At 70.2% G+C, this 14,844-nt stretch carries 13 protein-coding genes; 12 read left to right on the top strand and 1 reads right to left on the bottom strand.

Features of this window, described 5'->3' with window-relative positions; all coding sequences use genetic code 11:
* The first annotated feature begins 88 nt into the window (after positions 1-88).
* From EER30_RS26360 to EER30_RS26350, 3 genes are read left to right on the top strand one after another with little or no spacing between them, the layout of a single operon-like run.
* The gene (locus EER30_RS26360; RefSeq protein ID WP_127503278.1) at positions 89-1,138 is read left to right on the top strand and encodes a LacI family DNA-binding transcriptional regulator; all 1,050 of its coding nucleotides are present in this window, start codon (positions 89-91) and stop codon (positions 1,136-1,138) included.
* Between the two features lie 12 nt (positions 1,139-1,150).
* The gene (locus EER30_RS26355; protein WP_127503277.1) at positions 1,151-1,456 is read left to right on the top strand and encodes a flavoprotein; all 306 of its coding nucleotides are present in this window, start codon (positions 1,151-1,153) and stop codon (positions 1,454-1,456) included.
* A 15-nt stretch (positions 1,457-1,471) separates the two neighbouring features.
* Complete coding sequence (locus tag EER30_RS26350; protein WP_205650417.1) at positions 1,472-1,708, top strand: helix-turn-helix domain-containing protein; 237 nt, start codon at positions 1,472-1,474, stop codon at positions 1,706-1,708.
* A 1,169-nt stretch (positions 1,709-2,877) separates the two neighbouring features.
* Here EER30_RS26350 and EER30_RS26340 read toward each other — a convergent pair.
* Positions 2,878-3,894, bottom strand: a complete 1,017-nt coding sequence (locus EER30_RS26340) for a GNAT family N-acetyltransferase (protein ID WP_127503274.1) — start codon at positions 3,892-3,894, stop codon at positions 2,878-2,880.
* Between the two features lie 199 nt (positions 3,895-4,093).
* On the opposite strand from EER30_RS26340, the gene EER30_RS26335 reads away from it, so the two are divergent.
* Genes EER30_RS26335 through EER30_RS26295 form a run of 9 tightly spaced genes read left to right on the top strand, consistent with a single transcriptional unit; the run spans position 4,094 to position 14,842 of the window.
* Positions 4,094-4,876, top strand: a complete 783-nt coding sequence (locus tag EER30_RS26335; RefSeq protein WP_240670305.1) for a polysaccharide deacetylase family protein — start codon at positions 4,094-4,096, stop codon at positions 4,874-4,876.
* Positions 4,869-6,017: an aminotransferase class I/II-fold pyridoxal phosphate-dependent enzyme gene (locus EER30_RS26330; protein ID WP_127503273.1), complete on the top strand. Its 1,149-nt coding sequence runs from the start codon at positions 4,869-4,871 to the stop codon at positions 6,015-6,017. The genes EER30_RS26335 and EER30_RS26330 overlap by 8 nt, the downstream gene beginning before the upstream one ends.
* 5 nt (positions 6,018-6,022) lie before the next feature.
* A complete protein-coding gene (locus EER30_RS26325) occupies positions 6,023-7,252 on the top strand; it encodes a glycosyltransferase family 4 protein (RefSeq protein ID WP_127503272.1) in 1,230 nt (409 codons plus the stop codon).
* Positions 7,253-7,274: 22 nt separating this feature from the next.
* Positions 7,275-8,957, top strand: a complete 1,683-nt coding sequence (locus EER30_RS26320; protein ID WP_127503271.1) for a tyrosine-protein kinase domain-containing protein — start codon at positions 7,275-7,277, stop codon at positions 8,955-8,957.
* Positions 8,950-10,230, top strand: a complete 1,281-nt coding sequence (locus EER30_RS26315) for a lipopolysaccharide biosynthesis protein (RefSeq protein WP_127503270.1) — start codon at positions 8,950-8,952, stop codon at positions 10,228-10,230. Before EER30_RS26320 ends, EER30_RS26315 begins: the two co-directional genes overlap by 8 nt.
* Positions 10,227-11,435, top strand: a complete 1,209-nt coding sequence (locus tag EER30_RS26310; RefSeq protein WP_127503269.1) for an O-antigen ligase family protein — start codon at positions 10,227-10,229, stop codon at positions 11,433-11,435. The genes EER30_RS26315 and EER30_RS26310 overlap by 4 nt, the downstream gene beginning before the upstream one ends.
* The gene (locus tag EER30_RS26305; RefSeq protein WP_127503268.1) at positions 11,432-12,574 is read left to right on the top strand and encodes a hypothetical protein; all 1,143 of its coding nucleotides are present in this window, start codon (positions 11,432-11,434) and stop codon (positions 12,572-12,574) included. Before EER30_RS26310 ends, EER30_RS26305 begins: the two co-directional genes overlap by 4 nt.
* Before the next feature lie 23 nt (positions 12,575-12,597).
* Positions 12,598-13,611 carry a GNAT family N-acetyltransferase gene (locus EER30_RS26300; protein WP_127503267.1) on the top strand — a complete coding sequence of 338 codons (1,014 nt, stop codon included), beginning with the start codon at positions 12,598-12,600 and terminating at the stop codon, positions 13,609-13,611.
* 13 nt (positions 13,612-13,624) lie between these two features.
* Positions 13,625-14,842: an FAD-dependent monooxygenase gene (locus tag EER30_RS26295; RefSeq protein ID WP_127503266.1), complete on the top strand. Its 1,218-nt coding sequence runs from the start codon at positions 13,625-13,627 to the stop codon at positions 14,840-14,842.
* Positions 14,843-14,844: the final 2 nt, after the last annotated feature.

The raw sequence follows: 14,844 nt of genomic DNA, 5'->3' as shown, positions 1-14,844 counted from the left end.
GTGTGGCACGGACGTTAGCAAGTGGTTGCAGTGAATGGAAGAGCTTGCAGGAACTCGCCCGCAACACGGCACCACTAGAGTTGGCGGCATGCGTGCACGGATGGCCGACATCGCCCGTCAGGCCCAGGTCAGTGAGGCGACGGTCTCGCGTGTCATCAACGACCGCCCCGGCGTCTCCGCGGAGACCCGCCAGGCGGTGCTCACCGCGCTCGACGTCCTCGGCTACGAACGGCCCGAGCGGCTGCGCAAACGCAGCGCCGGCCTGGTCGGCCTGGTCGTCCCCGAGTTGGACAACCCGATCTTCCCGGCGTTCGCCCAGGTGGTCGAGTCCACGTTGGCCCAACAGGGCTACACGCCGGTCCTCTGCACCCAGTCGCCCGGCGGCGTCACCGAGGACGAATACGTCGAAATGCTGCTCGACCGCCAGGTCTCCGGCATCATCTTCGTCTCCGGCCTGTCCGCCGACACCACCGCCGACCACGCCCGCTACCAGCGCCTGCTCGACCGTCCCCTGCCGATCGTGCTGATGAACGGCTACGCCGAGGGCATCGAGGCCCCGTTCGTCTCCTGCGACGAACGCCTGGCCGGCGACCTCGCCGTCACCCACCTGGTCGCCCTGGGCCACCGGCGCATCGGCATGATCTCGGGCCCGCACCGCTTCATCGGCACCCAGCGCAAACTGGCCGGCTACCGCCAGGCCATGCAGCGCGAACTGGACATCGCCGACAACGCCGTCGACGACTACGTGTCACTGACCCTGTTCGGCGTCGAGGGTGGCGAGGTGGCCGCCGACCGGCTGCTGGCCATGGGCGCGACCGGCCTGGTCTGCGGATCCGACCTGATGGCGCTGGGCGCGATCCGCGCGGCCCGCCGCCGGGGTCTCTCGGTCCCCCACGACGTCTCGGTCATCGGCTTCGACGACTCCCCGCTGATCGCCTTCACCGACCCGCCGCTGACCACACTGCGCCAGCCCGTCACGGCCATGGCCGTCGCCGCCGTCCGCTCCCTGATGGACGAGATCAACGGTCACGGCGCCCCCCACTCGGAATACCTGTTCCGCCCCGAACTCGTGGTCCGCGACTCCACCGCCAAGGCCCCGTCCCGCCGCGATCAGCCCGTCGACGCCCCCGCCGCCTGAAACTTCTTTCAAATCCTGGTCCTGCCCGCCACCGCCAACCTGCTCGCCGCCGCGGCCACCGGCGCCGTCCCCAACCTGCTCGCCGGCGTGCTCCTGGCCGCCACCGTGCCGGTCGTCCTCTTCCCCATGATGAGCCCCACCATGCTGGCCAAGCCGGCCGTAGCCCGCAACCTCGACCAGCTCCGCCAGGACGGCTGCCACGTGGTCGAGCCGATCTGGGAAGAGCAGTACAACCCGGCCACCCGCGCGATGGTCAAGGCCCCTTCATTGCCTTCCCCCGCAACCGTTGTCTCCACAATCAAGGAGATCCTCGGCTGACGCATCATCGAGGACGTGGCCCTCCTGTCGACCTTCGGCGAGTACCGCGCGGCGATCAACCGCGCGTTCGTCCCGCTGACCGCCACGCCGCTCGACGACCGGCCGTTCCCCAGCCGCTCGGTGGCCGACCTGAGCCCCGCTTGTGGCTACAGCAGCGAAACCCAGCTACGCCGCGCCTTCCGCACCGAAACCGGCATGACCCCGGGCACATACCGCAGCAACCCCACGGCTCGCCCACAGCAGCGGTCCTAGACTGCCTCCGGGGTCGAGGTCTGCCCTGGAGGCCCGGTGCGGGCATCTGGTTCGCGCGGCCGTTCCCCCGAGGCCCAGACCGCCTCACCCATGCCCGCCGGTCGCGGTGACCGGTTGGTCGCGCAGGCTGTCCAGGCCGGCCACCGTCGTGGGTCCCGCACTGGTGCGGCCGGTCACGGTGGCCGGTTGGCTCGCCGCCGTGTCTAAAACCAGGAGACAGGGCTCTCCCCGGCTTGATCGTTGAGCTGATCCTTGATGCAGGGGCCTCGATCGCGTTCCAGGGGCCTGAAACCAGGATCTCGGATCGATCATGGAGAGCGAAGGGGCCTGAAACGAGGATCTCGGATCGATCGTGGAAGGGGAGGGCCTGTATTCCTGAACTCGGGACCTGTCGTCCAGCTTGACCGCTTGTCAGCGCAACCGGCGGCACCGCGGCACCACGACGCCGGCTCGCATGGGAAGCCTCAGTGGCCACCCTGCCGCCGCGACCGGCCACGCGCGTTTCGTCTTCGCCGACGCCGATGCGCTGAACACCTGGGAGCATGTCCTACCGCTCGACGGCTTGGCCGACCTGGTCCTTTGGGGCGCCGACGTGGCCCGGGCCTCCGCCGAGTTCGGCGCACCTAGGCTGACCCGTCCACCTCGATGTGGACGCCGGCGGCCACCCGGCCGCCGTCCGCATCGACATCACCACCGGCCCTTGAAGCCCACAAATTCCTGCCAATCACGGCCCCACCGCTCACCCCGGCATCCCGAGCCCGCACCCGCCGCAGTTCCCCTGCCGCCACCCGGGGCCATCGCTGGCTACTCGGACAGACCGGCAACCGCTGCGAGCAGCCGCCGTGCGAGGCCGGGGAAGATTGCCGGCGTGACCCCTCCAAGGGCGCGGAGCGTCCGTCCTGAACCGGCACGGTGCGGCTGCTCAACCCACCACTCAGGCCCGCCCGGGTGACGTGCCGACCACGGTGACCACAGCGCGGAAGCCGATCTACGCCCTGTCACGGGATCACGCAGGTCTTGATGCAATCAGAGGCGGGAGTAACCATCTTCTGGCCGTCACCGGCCACCACGCAAGGCTGAGGCCGGGGTGGAACTTCATGGCAATTAGATGCTCTTTGTTTGCCATGAAGTTCCACCCCGGCTTCGGCCGTCCCAGGGTGACCGAGGCGTCAGGAAGACCGAGCCCCCGACAACCGGGCCACAGCCCGCTGCTTCAACGCAAACCCTTGCTGAGCAGCATCGCGCAGATTAGCCACCAACGGCGACCGACTCCGCCGCGCCCACGGCACAGGCACCTCCACGGTGCCGTATTTCGCCTTGTAAGCGTTGCCTCCGACGAAGTCGAACTCGGTAACCCCTCGTTCGCGGGCCCATCGCATCGCATGCCAGATCAGCGTCTCGTTGGGACGCAGGTGCTGATGTTCACGCCAGCTCGCCCCGCCCCAGAAGTACATCGTCCGGTGATACCAGGGCAGCACCGCCGTGGCGATGCACGTGCCCGAATTGTCGCGCGCACGCAGAAGCAGCAGTTGACCCGACGATCCCACGTGTCGAATCAGTTGGCGGACCCGCTCGATCGAATAGGTCGGGACCAGATTCTGCTTGGCGAAAACGTCGCGCAGTTGGTCGTAGAAATCGAGTGCGAATGTCGGATCGCCGACATTCACTTCCTCCACTACGACTCCGCTGCGCTCCGCTTTGCGGATGTTGCGCCGGCACGCGCCGGCCATCGCTCCGAACAGCTCCGCTTCCGACGGCCGAAGATCGATCACCGCCGTAGGCGCCGCCGCCCACTTCAACCCCAGGCCCCCGAGGTCGTCCTCCGTCAGCCCGCGGTCGCGGATCTCCAGGTGCGCGCACCCGAGCTCCCCGAAGGCGAACGGCATCAACGCCTCCAAAGCGTCCCGCCGCACCACCCCTTCGTCCAGGGTGAACCCCACATATGAGGTGGTCCACCCGGCCATGGGGCTCCCCAGGATCTTCAGCCCGAACCTCTTCGACACCAGCCCCGTGAAGTGCCCGACCGTCGATCCTCCCGACGTGACCCGGGCCAGCACCGGCTCGGCTCGCTGGGCCTCCGCGACGAACTTGAGCCACGCCTCGGTGTGGAAGATCAGCCTGTCGTCGTACTGGGCGCGCTCCGCCCAGACCTCGGCTGAGGGAGCCACCCGGTGCAGTCGCAGCATGTGTCACCTTCCGCCGCCGAAATGTCTTCCCAGGCGCCGATGATGCGCCGCACGGCGTCAATTCCACAAGCGCCCGGAATTCACGTGAAGATCTCTCACGTTCCTGATGACAAATGGCACTGACGCACCCCGCCCTCCCTTTGAAAGGCTCTGTCATGGGCGTGCCACGACGCCCGCCCCATGATGCCGGAGGGTGCCGATGCCGTCCCCGACCTTGATCACCCCGGCTTCCGTCAAGAAGCGCTTGAACGAGCTCGGGCTGCGCAGCAAGCTGCGGGCCCGGCCGCGGGTGCAGGGCCGCATCCTGGCGCCGGCCGGTGCTTTCCGCCGCCTGCCGCGCGCCGCCGGGCTCTTTCTCCCCTTCTACCACGACGTCCTCCCCGAATACGCTCCCGACCTGCGCCGCCACCTGGCCGCCTTCCGCCGCCGGGGCCCGCTGGTCTCCTGGGACGACGCCCTCAAGATCCTCGCCGGCGATCACGAGCCCGATGGCCCGGTCTTCTGCCTGTCCTTCGACGACGCCCACCTGAGCTGGCGCGACGTTGTCGTGCCGATGTTGAGCGAGCTGCGCATCCCCGCGATGTTCTTCGTCACCACCGGCTTGATCGGCCGCCCCGGCAACCTCTCGTGGGACGACTGCCGTGCCATCGCCGCCGCCGGTTTCGACTTCGGTTCCCACTCGGTCACCCACCGGCGGCTCACCGACCAGGGCGACGACGACGCCCTCCGCGAGTTCGCCGACTCCAAGCGCGAGCTCGAGAGCGAACTCCAACGAGAGATCCGCGACTTCGCCGCCCCGTACGGCTCCGACGTCGATTTCGGCGAGCGCGAGATCGCGTACGCCGAAGAGACCGGCTATCGCAGCTTCGCCAGCACGCTGCGCCCGGCCATGTACCCCGGCGACAGCCCGTTGGCCATCAACCGGCAGGGCCTGCACCCGGCCTGGCCGCTCTGGGCGGTAAGGACACGAGTCCATGACTGAGGCGCGCAACCGCATCTGGCTCTCCCCGCCCGACGTCGGCGAGCTCGAGCGCAAGCTGCTGCTCGAGGCGTTCGACTCGAACTGGGTCGCCCCGGTCGGCCCCGATCTTGACGCGTTCGAGGCCCAGGTCGCCGAGATCGTCGGCGTGCGCCACGCGGTCGCCCTCAGCAGCGGCACGGCCGCCCTGCACCTCGCCCTTGTCGCGGCCGGCGTCCGCACCGGCGACACCGTGCTCGTCCCGTCGTTCACCTTCGCCGCCACCGCGAACGCCGTGATGTATCTCGGCGCCCGCCCGGTCTTCCTCGACAGCACCACCGAGAGCTGGAACGTCGACCCGGCCCTGGTCACCGAGGAGCTCAAGCGCCGCTGCGCCAAGGGCCGCCCGCCCCGCGCCGTCGTCGCCGTCGACATGTACGGGCAGTGTGCCGACTACGAACCGCTGGTCGACGCGTGTGACCGCTACGGCGTCGCGCTCATCGAAGACGCGGCCGAGGCTCTGGGCGCGACCTACCGGGGCCGCCCGGCCGGCTCGTTCGGCCTGGCCGGTGTGCTGTCGTTCAACGGCAACAAGATCATCACCACCGGCGGGGGCGGCATGCTCGTCACCGACGACGACCGGGTCGCCGCCCGTTCGCGGCACCTGGCCACGCAGGCCCGAGAGCCGCTGCCGCACTACGAGCACCGTTCGGTGGGCTACAACTACCGGCTCAGCAACCTGCTCGCCGCCGTCGGCCGGGGCCAGCTCCAGCGGCTCGATTCGATGATCGCCGCCCGCCGCGAGACCGGCCGCTACTACCGCGCCGAGCTGGGCGACCTGCCCGGCGTCTCGTTCATGCCGATCGCCTCCTACGGCGAGGCCAACTCGTGGCTGACCTGCCTGCTCATCGACGCCGACCGGTTCGGTGCGAGCCGCGACCAGATCCTCGACCGCCTCGCCGCCCACGACATCGAGGCGCGGCCCACCTGGAAGCCGATGCACCTGCAACCGGTCTTCCGCGACTGCGTCATGCGCGGCGGCGAGGTCTGCGCCGACCTGTTCCGCCGCGGGCTCTGCCTGCCCAGCGGCTCCGCGCTCACCGAGCACGACCGGGAACGCGTGGTGGCCGCCGTGCGCGCGGTCGCCGCCGAGCACGAGGGGTGACGGGCATGCACATCGTCTACATCCACCAGTACTACTGCAATCCCGCCATGGCCGGCGGGATCCGCTCCTACGAGCAGGCCCGCCGCCTCGTCGCCCGGGGGCACACGGTCGACGTCATCACGACCGACATCACGGGCGCCACCACCGAGCCGGGCTGGCGGCAGACCGAAGACGACGGCGTACGCGTGCACTGGTTCTCGATCCCCTACAACAACAACATGTCGTACGCCCGCCGGATCCGCGCGTTCGCCCAGTTCATGGTCGTCGCCACCGCGAAGGCCGCCCGCCTCAGGGCCGACCTCGTCTTCGCCACCAGCACGCCGCTCACCGTCGCGGTCCCCGGCGTCCTCGCCGCGAAGATGCGAAGGGTGCCGTTCGTGTTCGAGGTGCGCGACCTGTGGCCCGAGGTCCCGATCGAGATGGGCGCCCTGCGCAACCCCGTGCTGCGCGGCGTGGCCGGAGCCCTCGCCAACTTCGCCTACCGCAACGCCGAAGAGGTAGTCGCGCTGTCCCCCGGCATGGAGGCCGGCATCCTCGCCCGGCGTCCGAAGACCCGCACGACGGTCATCCCGAACGCGGCCGACCTGGCCATGTTCGAGGTCGACGACGAAACGATCAAGGCTTTCCGTACGAAGCACGAATGGCTGGGCGACCGGCCCTTGATCGTCTACACCGGAGCGCTGGGCCGGGTCAACGGCGTCGAATACCTGGTGCGCGCGGCCAAGCGCATGCGTGAGATCGACCCCGAGATCCGGGTGCTGATCGTCGGGCACGGCCTCGAGTGGGAGCCGACGAAGAAGCTCGCCGCCGAGCTCGGGCTGCTCGACGACACCGTACGCATGTGGGAGAAGGTGCCGAAGTCCGAGTTGCCGGCGATTCTCGGGGCGGCCACCATGTCGACCAGCTTCGTGCGGCCGATCAAGGCCCTGTGGGACAACTCGGCCAACAAGTTCTTCGACGCGCTCGCCGCGGGCCGCCCGATCGCCGTGAACTACGGCGGCTGGCAGGCCGACCTGCTGACCGAGACCGGCGCCGGACTGGTTCTCGACCCGACCGACACCGACGACGCCGGCGAACGTTTCGCCCGCCTCTGCCGCGACGAGACGTGGCTCTCCCAGGCCCGCCTGGCCGCGCACAAACTCGCCGTCGAGCGGTTCTCCCGTGACCTGTTGTTCGACAACTTCGCCGCGGTGCTCGACCGAGCAGCCGCCCACCGCACCGCGACGCGGCCCTGACGAGCCACCGAGGGAGAAGACCGTGGAACTTCGCGAATATGTGCGGGCGTGCCGTCGCCGATGGATCTGGATCGTCCTGCCGGTGCTGCTGGCTGTCGGCGGGGCGGTCGGACTGTCGTTCACCCAGGAGCCGGCGTACAAGTCCTCGATGATCCTGTTCGTCAGCACCGGGTCGAGCGACCCGGACGCCAAGGCGAGCCGCCTCAACTCGTACATCACCCTGCTCACCGGTCCCCGGGTGGCGCAGACCGTGGTCGACCGGCTCGGTGAACCGCTGACCCCGGCACGGGTGCAGGAGAGCCTGTCGGCCGAGGTGCAGGCCGGCACCGACCTGCTCGTGGTCACCGCGAAGGACGAGTCGTCCGCACGCAGCCGCGAGATGGTCACGTCGGCCACGTCCGCCCTGATCGCGCTGGCCAAGCGGCTTGATCCGCCCGCTGCCGCCTCCGACGGGCCCACGCCGACGATCTCGATCGCGCAAGACCCCGTCACGGTCCAGGAACCCGGCGATCTCGTACGGGATGTCGGCTTCTCGGCCGTGCTCGGGCTGCTCGTGGGCGGCGTCCTGGTCGCGGTGCGCGAGGCGACCCGCAAGACGATCACCGAGGAGGACGACCTGCGCCGTCTCGGCATCGGCACCGTCGGCGTGATCTCGCTGAACGGGCGGTGGGCGCGCTCGGGTCAGGCCGACTCCGCGCTGGCCGAGGCGTTCCGGCGGCTGCGCAGCCTGCTGCCCGAGGTGGCCGGTCTGCGCCGCGGCCCCACCCGGGGCACCGCGCTGCTGCTCACGGCGGCCAACCCCAAGGAGGGCACCACCGCGGTCGCGTGCGGCCTGGCGATCGCGATGGCCGAGACCGGCGCGCGGGTGCTGCTCGTCGACGCCAACCTGCGCTCACCCGGTGTCGGCCGCTATCTGGCCATGGACGGCGGTCCGGGCCTGGCCGACGTGCTGGCCGGCCGGGCCGAGGTGGGCGACGTGCTGCGCGACCCGCTCGACGGGCGGCTGACCGTGCTGCCGCCGGGCGAGAAGCGGCGTGACCCGGGCGAGGTGCTGGCCTCGCCCAAGCTCGCGGCGACCGTACGGGAACTCACCGCCCGCTTCGACATCGTGCTGATCGACGCCCCGCCGCTGCACGGGGTGGCCGACGCGGCCGTGCTCAGCAAGGTCACCGACGGTGCGCTGCTGATCGTGCGGGCCAACCGCACCCGCACGGCCGACGTTCGACGCTCCACCGACCTGCTCGAGCAGGTGGGAGCGCGCCTGGTCGGCGCCGTGCTCAACGCGCTGCCCCGCCGCCTGCCGACCGAGCCGGCCGCCCCCGCGAAGCCCGGAATCCCCGCGTCCGTCGACAGTCCCGGCCTGGTCACCACCCTGCTGGGCGAGCAGGACGACGAGCCCGAGGCGGCCACGCCACCCAACCCGGTCTCCGGCCGCGCGCGGGTCTCCGAGACGGCGCTGGCCACGGTCGACGTCGCCCACTCGGTGATCACGCCGGGCACGCTCGCCACCCGTCCGAAGACCGAGGCCCCGGCAACCGCCAACGGCCACGTCGTGGCCCACGCCGTCGTGCGTGGACAAGCTCGCGTCACCGAGGCCGACCCGGACATCCCGGCCCAGCGGTCCCCCGGCCACAACGACCCCGGCGAGGGAGAGGAGGGCTCCGGAGGGAGCACAAAAAGTAAGGACGAGGAGCAGCATGACTGAGCTCCAGGCCGAGCCCACCGCGGCCGGGCCGAACCCGCCCCGGCCCCCCGGTTCGCTCCCCTGGATCCTCGATCGACTGCGTGAGCCGTACGTCCAGCTCTTCGCCTCCCAGCTGCTGACCGGCGGGGTCGCGTTCGTGGCGAACATCCTCATGGTCCGCGCGCTGCTGCCCGCCCACCGCGGCGAGGTCGCCCTCATGCTCCAGGTCGTCTATCTGGCGACCCAGTTCGTGCTGCTCGGCACCGAACGCAGCTTCGTGGCCAACTATCACGAGGCGCCGCCGGGTGCGGCCGTCCGTGCGTACGCCCGGCTCCTGATCATCCCTACCTCGGTCGTGCTGGTCATCGGGGCCGGGTTCGAGTTCGCCGCACCGCAGCGCTTCAACCCGGGGCTGCTGGTGTTCAGCCTGATCGCGGCGTACACGCTGGTCGAAGCGGCCGGGCTGGCGATCCGGTCGATCGCGATCGCGGCCGGGCGGGTGCGCGACTTCCTGGTCTCGCGGGTCGCCGAGGCGTTGCTGCTGCTGGGCCTGCTGGTGCTGCTCTACCGGCTGAACACCACGACGCCCGCGATCTGGATCGTCGCCTACATCGTCGCCGGCACGCTGCCCACCTCGTACTATCTCGTCCGCTGGCTGCGCGGCCCCGACTCGCCGCTGCTGCCCGACCGCAACCGGCAGGTCCGCAAGGAGGGCATCGCGCTCTTCCCGGCGGCGATCTCGAACATGGCGATGCTGCGCTCCGACCGGCTCGCCCTGCCCGCGCTCGCGTCGACCTCGGCCCTCGGTCTCTACACGGCTGTGGCCACGATGACCGAGCTGCTGGCCTGGCCGGTGCGCGCCTACGCCGACGCCAAGCTCGGCAAGTGGCGCCAGGAGCACGACGGCGGCCGCCTCCCGACCCGCCCGATCCTGCTCGCCGTCGCGCTCTACTGCGTGGTCGTCGCGCCGATCGCCGCGGGCGGGCTCTACCTGCTGATCGTGCCGGTCTTCGGGCACGACTACGCGCCCGCGAAGGTCGTCGTGGTGCCGCTGGTCGTCGCGGCCGGGCTCTACGCGATGTCCAGGGTGACGCTCGGCCTGCTCATCGCCAAGAGCCGCAGCAGCCTCGTCTCGGCCGCCGAGATCACCGGTTTCGTGGTCAGCTTCGTCGCCTACGTGACGCTCATCCCGGCCTTCGGCATCCTCGGAGCCGCGTACGGATCGTTGATCGGCTACGGGTCCTGCCTGCTCTTCGCCCTGGTCGCCAACCGGCTGACGGGTGAGCGTTCATGAACTGGCTGCGCACTCCCCCGGTCTTCCTCGCCCCCGGGCTGATCATGATCCTGGTCGCGATCGGCGGCCGGTACACGCTCGACCGCGCCGGCTACACCGACCTCGCCTGGGTCGACCTGCGGGTGGCCGGCCTGCTGGTGGCGCTGGCCGTGCTGATCGTCGACATCGCGCGCCGCCCCCCGGCCCTGAGCACGCCGCGCCGCGAGGGCTGGCTCGTCGCGACCGTGCTGTTCTTCCTCTTCCAGATCGCCTCGGGCCTGTGGGCACCGCAGGCCTCCCGGGTCGGGCCGCAGACGCTCGACCTGGTGCTGATGGGCGCCCTGGTCGTCGCCTTCTACGTGTACGCCGTGGGTGATCCCGAACGGGTCGTGCGAACAGCGTTCCTGCTGTTCTTCGTCGCCGCGATCCTCTTCGCGCTCGCCGCCCTGTTCGTCAACGGCCCCGGCGAGCAGGGCCGCTACTCCGCGTTCGGCGGCGGGCCGAACGTCTTCGTCCGCATCGAGATCCTCGGCATCATCAGCGCCGTCGCGCTCTTCATGACCACCGGTCGCATCCTGCCGCTGCTGGTCACCCCGCTGTTCATGCTCGCCGCCGTGCTCTCCGGCTCGCGGGCCGGGCTCCTCGCCGGCATCGTCGTCGGTGGTGTCGCGCTGCTCAAGCTGCGTCGCAAGCTGCGCTCCGGCACGATAGTCGGCGCCCTCGCCTTCCTGACCGTCGCCGTCGCCGCGGTCTGGGCGTTCGCGCCACCCGCCTTCACCAACCTGTTCCAGGAGCGGTTCGTCGAACAGACCGTCCAGGAGCGCTACCTCTCCGACCGCACCGACATCTGGGCGGCGGCCTGGCAGCTCGCTGTTGACCATCCGATCGCCGGGGCCGGTCTCGACGGCTTCTACGGACTGATCGGCGTCAACCAGTTCGTCGAATACCCCCACAATTACGTGCTCGGCGTCGCTGCCGAGGGAGGCCTCATCGGTCTCGGTCTGCTCGCCTCGGCCGTCCTGCTCTGGACGGCCACCGTTCGCGGTGGCGGGCACCGCCCCCAGCTCACCGGCCTGGCCGTCGCCGCCGCCGTCTTCGTGGGGTTGAGCAGTTTGTTCTCCGGCGACTATTACGACTCCCGCCTCGCCTGGCTGTTCATGGCGATGGCGGCTGCGGCCGCGACGGTGCCGGCACCGTCGCGCGCCCTTGAGGAGGTAACACCATGAACACTCGAATAGGTCGTCGCGCAGTCCTGCTCGCGGCGGTCGGGTCAGTCGCCGCCGCCTGCGGCGCGGGCGAGGACGACGTCACCAGCGCCCTCAGCCCCCAGCCCGTCCCCGTCCCCGAACCTTCCGGCCCCGAGCTGGCCGTCGCCGCCGCCAAGCTCAGACCGGTCAGCTACTGGGCCGGCATCTTCCTGAACGGCTGGGACTTCCAGGCCCGCAACGCCATCCCGCTGAGCCGCTCGAAGGACAGCTGGGACCACTACGAGCTCTCCTACACGCTGGACGCCTGCGTGGCGATGTTCCGGGCCACCGGCGAGCGCCGCTACCTCGACCGGGCCCTGCAGTTCACCGAGAACGTCACCGCCTCGGCGTCGGCGGCCCGGGGCGGCTTTCTGGGGTGGCGCTCGGCGCAGGAGAACGGCGACGAGGTGCCCCTCTACGAGAGCTACTTCTGGCGGTACGGCACCGCGCTGCTCGCGGCCATGCGGGAGAACTCGGGCATCTACGGCAACAGCGGCTACCGCACCCGTTACAACCGGCTGCTCTCGTTCGCCGAGAAGAACGTCTTCGAGAAGTGGTTCTCGCGCGGCCCCGAGGAGACGATCTATCGCGAACGGACGCACATGACCGCCCACTGGGGTCTGATCGCGCTGAACCTGTCGCGGATCACCACCGAAGCGGCCCGCAAACGGCGCTATCAGACCGTCATCAGGAACGTGGACCGGCAGGTGCCCGGCGAGGGCAGCGGACTGAAACAGCAGATGCGGCGCAGCCCGGTCGAGCCGACCGCCTATTTCTGGAGCGACCAGTGGGGCGCGGCGGCACGGCCCGGGCAGGACGTCAGCCACGGCAACGGCGTCATGGCGTACGTGGTGGAAGCCCGCGAACGCGGCACGACCTGGACGAAAGCCGACATGGCGGCCTTCTCGCGTCTGCTGACGAAGGTCGTGTGGCCGAGCGGTACCACATACAAGGCCTACGTCGACGGCAGCGGCTCGGACAACGGGTGGTTCTCGGACGGCTTCGTGAAACTCGGCCGCACCGATCCCGCCGTCCAGCAGCGCCTCGAAAGTCACAAGGTCGTCAACGACCAGTTCGCCGCCAACATGGCGCTCAACGCGCGGATCCTGCGGCCCTAGGCCGTACGTGGGAGGAGAGAACGATGACCGCAGCGCTCGTGGGACCGGCGGCCCGGGAATGGAAGGAAGCCCTGCACCGCACCCGGCACGACACCTACCACCTGCCCGGCTACGTCACGCTCGACGCGGCCCTCTACTCGGGGACGCCGTCCGCGTTCTGGTATTCCGACGGCAACCGCCAGCTCCTGCTGCCGCTGATCCTGCGCGAGATCCCGGGCACCGGTCTGCGCGACGCGATCTCGCCGTACGGATACCCGGGCCCGGTCAGCGACGCCATGCCCGGCGATCGCGACTTCTGGGAACGGGCCTGCGTAGCCATGCTCGAGACGTTGCGCGGGGCGGGCATCGTCACCGCGTTCGTCCGCATGCACCCGCTGCTGCCGGCGCCGCCCGCGGTTCTGGGCAACTTCGGCACGATGGTACACCACGGCGAGACCGTGTCGATGGACCTGACGGTCAGCCTCGACGAGATGTGGTCGCAGACCCGCAGCGACCACCGCAACCACATCAACCGGGCGCGACGGGCCGGCACCGAGGTGGTCTTCGACGACTGGGACAGGCTCGGTGATTGGGTCGAGGTCTACCACGACAACATGCGGCGGGTCGGCGCCACCTCGTACTACTTCTTCAGTCACGAGCATCTGGTCGCCATGCACGAGGCGATGGGCGATCGCATGCACCTGGCCGTCGCGCTCGAGGACGGCGAGGTGGTCGGGGGCAACACGTTCTTCGAGCACCACGGCATCGCGACCGGCTACGTCTCGTCGACGCGGCGCGCGCCGAAGCGGTACGCCGACGAGATGCTGTACGACGAGGTTCGCCGCTGGTGCAAGGCGCGCGGCGACACCGTCTTCCACCTCGGCGGCGGCAAGGGCGGCGAGGAGGACTCGCTCTTCTCCTACAAGGCCGGGTTCTCGCCGCGGCGGCATTCGTTCCACACCTGGCGGGTCGTGGCCGACCGGCCCGCGTACGACGAACTGGTCAGCGACCGCGGCCGGGACAACGACGAATCCGGCACCTTCCCGCCCTACCGTTAGGAGAGCGCGCGCCATGCGGATCACGTGTGTCGGCGGTGGCCCCGCCGGTCTGTACTTCGCGGTGCTGGCCAAGCTCGCGAACCCCGCGAACGAGGTCACCGTGCTGGAACGCAACCCGCCGGGTGTCACGTACGGCTGGGGCGTGGTCTTCTGGGACGACCTGCTCGACGACCTGTTCCACTACGACCCGGTCAGCGCCGGGCGTCTCTGGCGGGCCGCCTGCAAGTGGGACGAGTACGAGGTGCGGGCCACCGGCAAAGAGGTGACCCACCTCGCCGGGTACGGGTTCAGCCTCGGACGGCACCGGATGCTGCAGATCCTGACGGCGCGCGCGGTCGAGCTGGGCGTCGACGTACGGTTCTCGGACGACGCGGTCTCCCCGCCCGACGCTGATCTGGTAGTCGCCTGCGACGGCGCCGGCAGCAGTCTGCGGTCGCTCGACGCCGAGCACTTCGGCACCGAGATCGCGACCGGGCGCAACAGGTACACCTGGCTCGGCACCCCGCACGTCTTCCGCACCTTCACGTTCGGCTTCGAGCAGACCCACGCGGGCTGGATCTGGTACCACGCCTACCCGTTCGACGACAACACCAGCACGTTCATCGTCGAGTGCACCCCCGAGACCTGGGCCGGGCTCGAGCTCGACCGGCTCGACCCCGCCGCCGGCACCGCCCGGCTCGAGACCATCTTCGCCGCCCACCTCGACGGGCAGCCGCTCGTTGACCGCGGCTCGGGCTGGATGAACTTCCGCCGCGTCACCAACCAGCGGTGGGACAACGGCAACGTCGTTCTGATGGGCGACGCCGCGCACACGACGCACTTCGCCATCGGCTCGGGCACCAAACTGGCCATGCAGGACGCGATGGCCCTGGCCGACGCGCTCGCCGAAGCCTCCGACGGCCCGCTCGCGCCGGCCCTCGAACGTTACGAACACCGGCGCCGCGCCGCCCTCGCCCCGCTGCAGCGGGCCGCGCAGGCCAGCAGCGAATGGTTCGAAAGAATGCCCGAATACGCTGATCTGCCGTCGATCCGATTCTCCTACGCGCTGTCCGACCGGCGCGGCGAGTATCCATTGTGGCGGTACCTGCTGCACCTGAGCACGCAACGCTCGGTCACCCGCGCCCTGCTGCGGCGGGCGTTGAGCGCGCGCAGGTGGAGCCGGGCCCGTCGTCGCCGCCCCGGTGACCCGGCGCCCGCCACCCGGGCGGCGCCCCTACCCACAGGAGGTTGACT

Source organism: Actinoplanes solisilvae, from assembly GCF_003999975.1.
GTDB classification, from domain to species: Bacteria; Actinomycetota; Actinomycetes; order Mycobacteriales; family Micromonosporaceae; genus Actinoplanes; species Actinoplanes solisilvae.
This window is presented reverse-complemented; position numbering and strand designations above follow the sequence as displayed.

Coding starts and splice junctions, on each gene's coding strand:
- EER30_RS26360 (WP_127503278.1), top strand. CDS start 89: ATGCGTGCACGGATGGCCGACATCGCCCGTCAGGCCCAGGTCAGTGAG.
- EER30_RS26340 (WP_127503274.1), bottom strand. CDS start 3,894: ATGCTGCGACTGCACCGGGTGGCTCCCTCAGCCGAGGTCTGGGCGGAG.
- EER30_RS26335 (WP_240670305.1), top strand. CDS start 4,094: ATGCCGTCCCCGACCTTGATCACCCCGGCTTCCGTCAAGAAGCGCTTG.
- EER30_RS26330 (WP_127503273.1), top strand. CDS start 4,869: ATGACTGAGGCGCGCAACCGCATCTGGCTCTCCCCGCCCGACGTCGGC.
- EER30_RS26325 (WP_127503272.1), top strand. CDS start 6,023: ATGCACATCGTCTACATCCACCAGTACTACTGCAATCCCGCCATGGCC.
- EER30_RS26315 (WP_127503270.1), top strand. CDS start 8,950: ATGACTGAGCTCCAGGCCGAGCCCACCGCGGCCGGGCCGAACCCGCCC.
- EER30_RS26310 (WP_127503269.1), top strand. CDS start 10,227: ATGAACTGGCTGCGCACTCCCCCGGTCTTCCTCGCCCCCGGGCTGATC.
- EER30_RS26305 (WP_127503268.1), top strand. CDS start 11,432: ATGAACACTCGAATAGGTCGTCGCGCAGTCCTGCTCGCGGCGGTCGGG.
- EER30_RS26300 (WP_127503267.1), top strand. CDS start 12,598: ATGACCGCAGCGCTCGTGGGACCGGCGGCCCGGGAATGGAAGGAAGCC.
- EER30_RS26295 (WP_127503266.1), top strand. CDS start 13,625: ATGCGGATCACGTGTGTCGGCGGTGGCCCCGCCGGTCTGTACTTCGCG.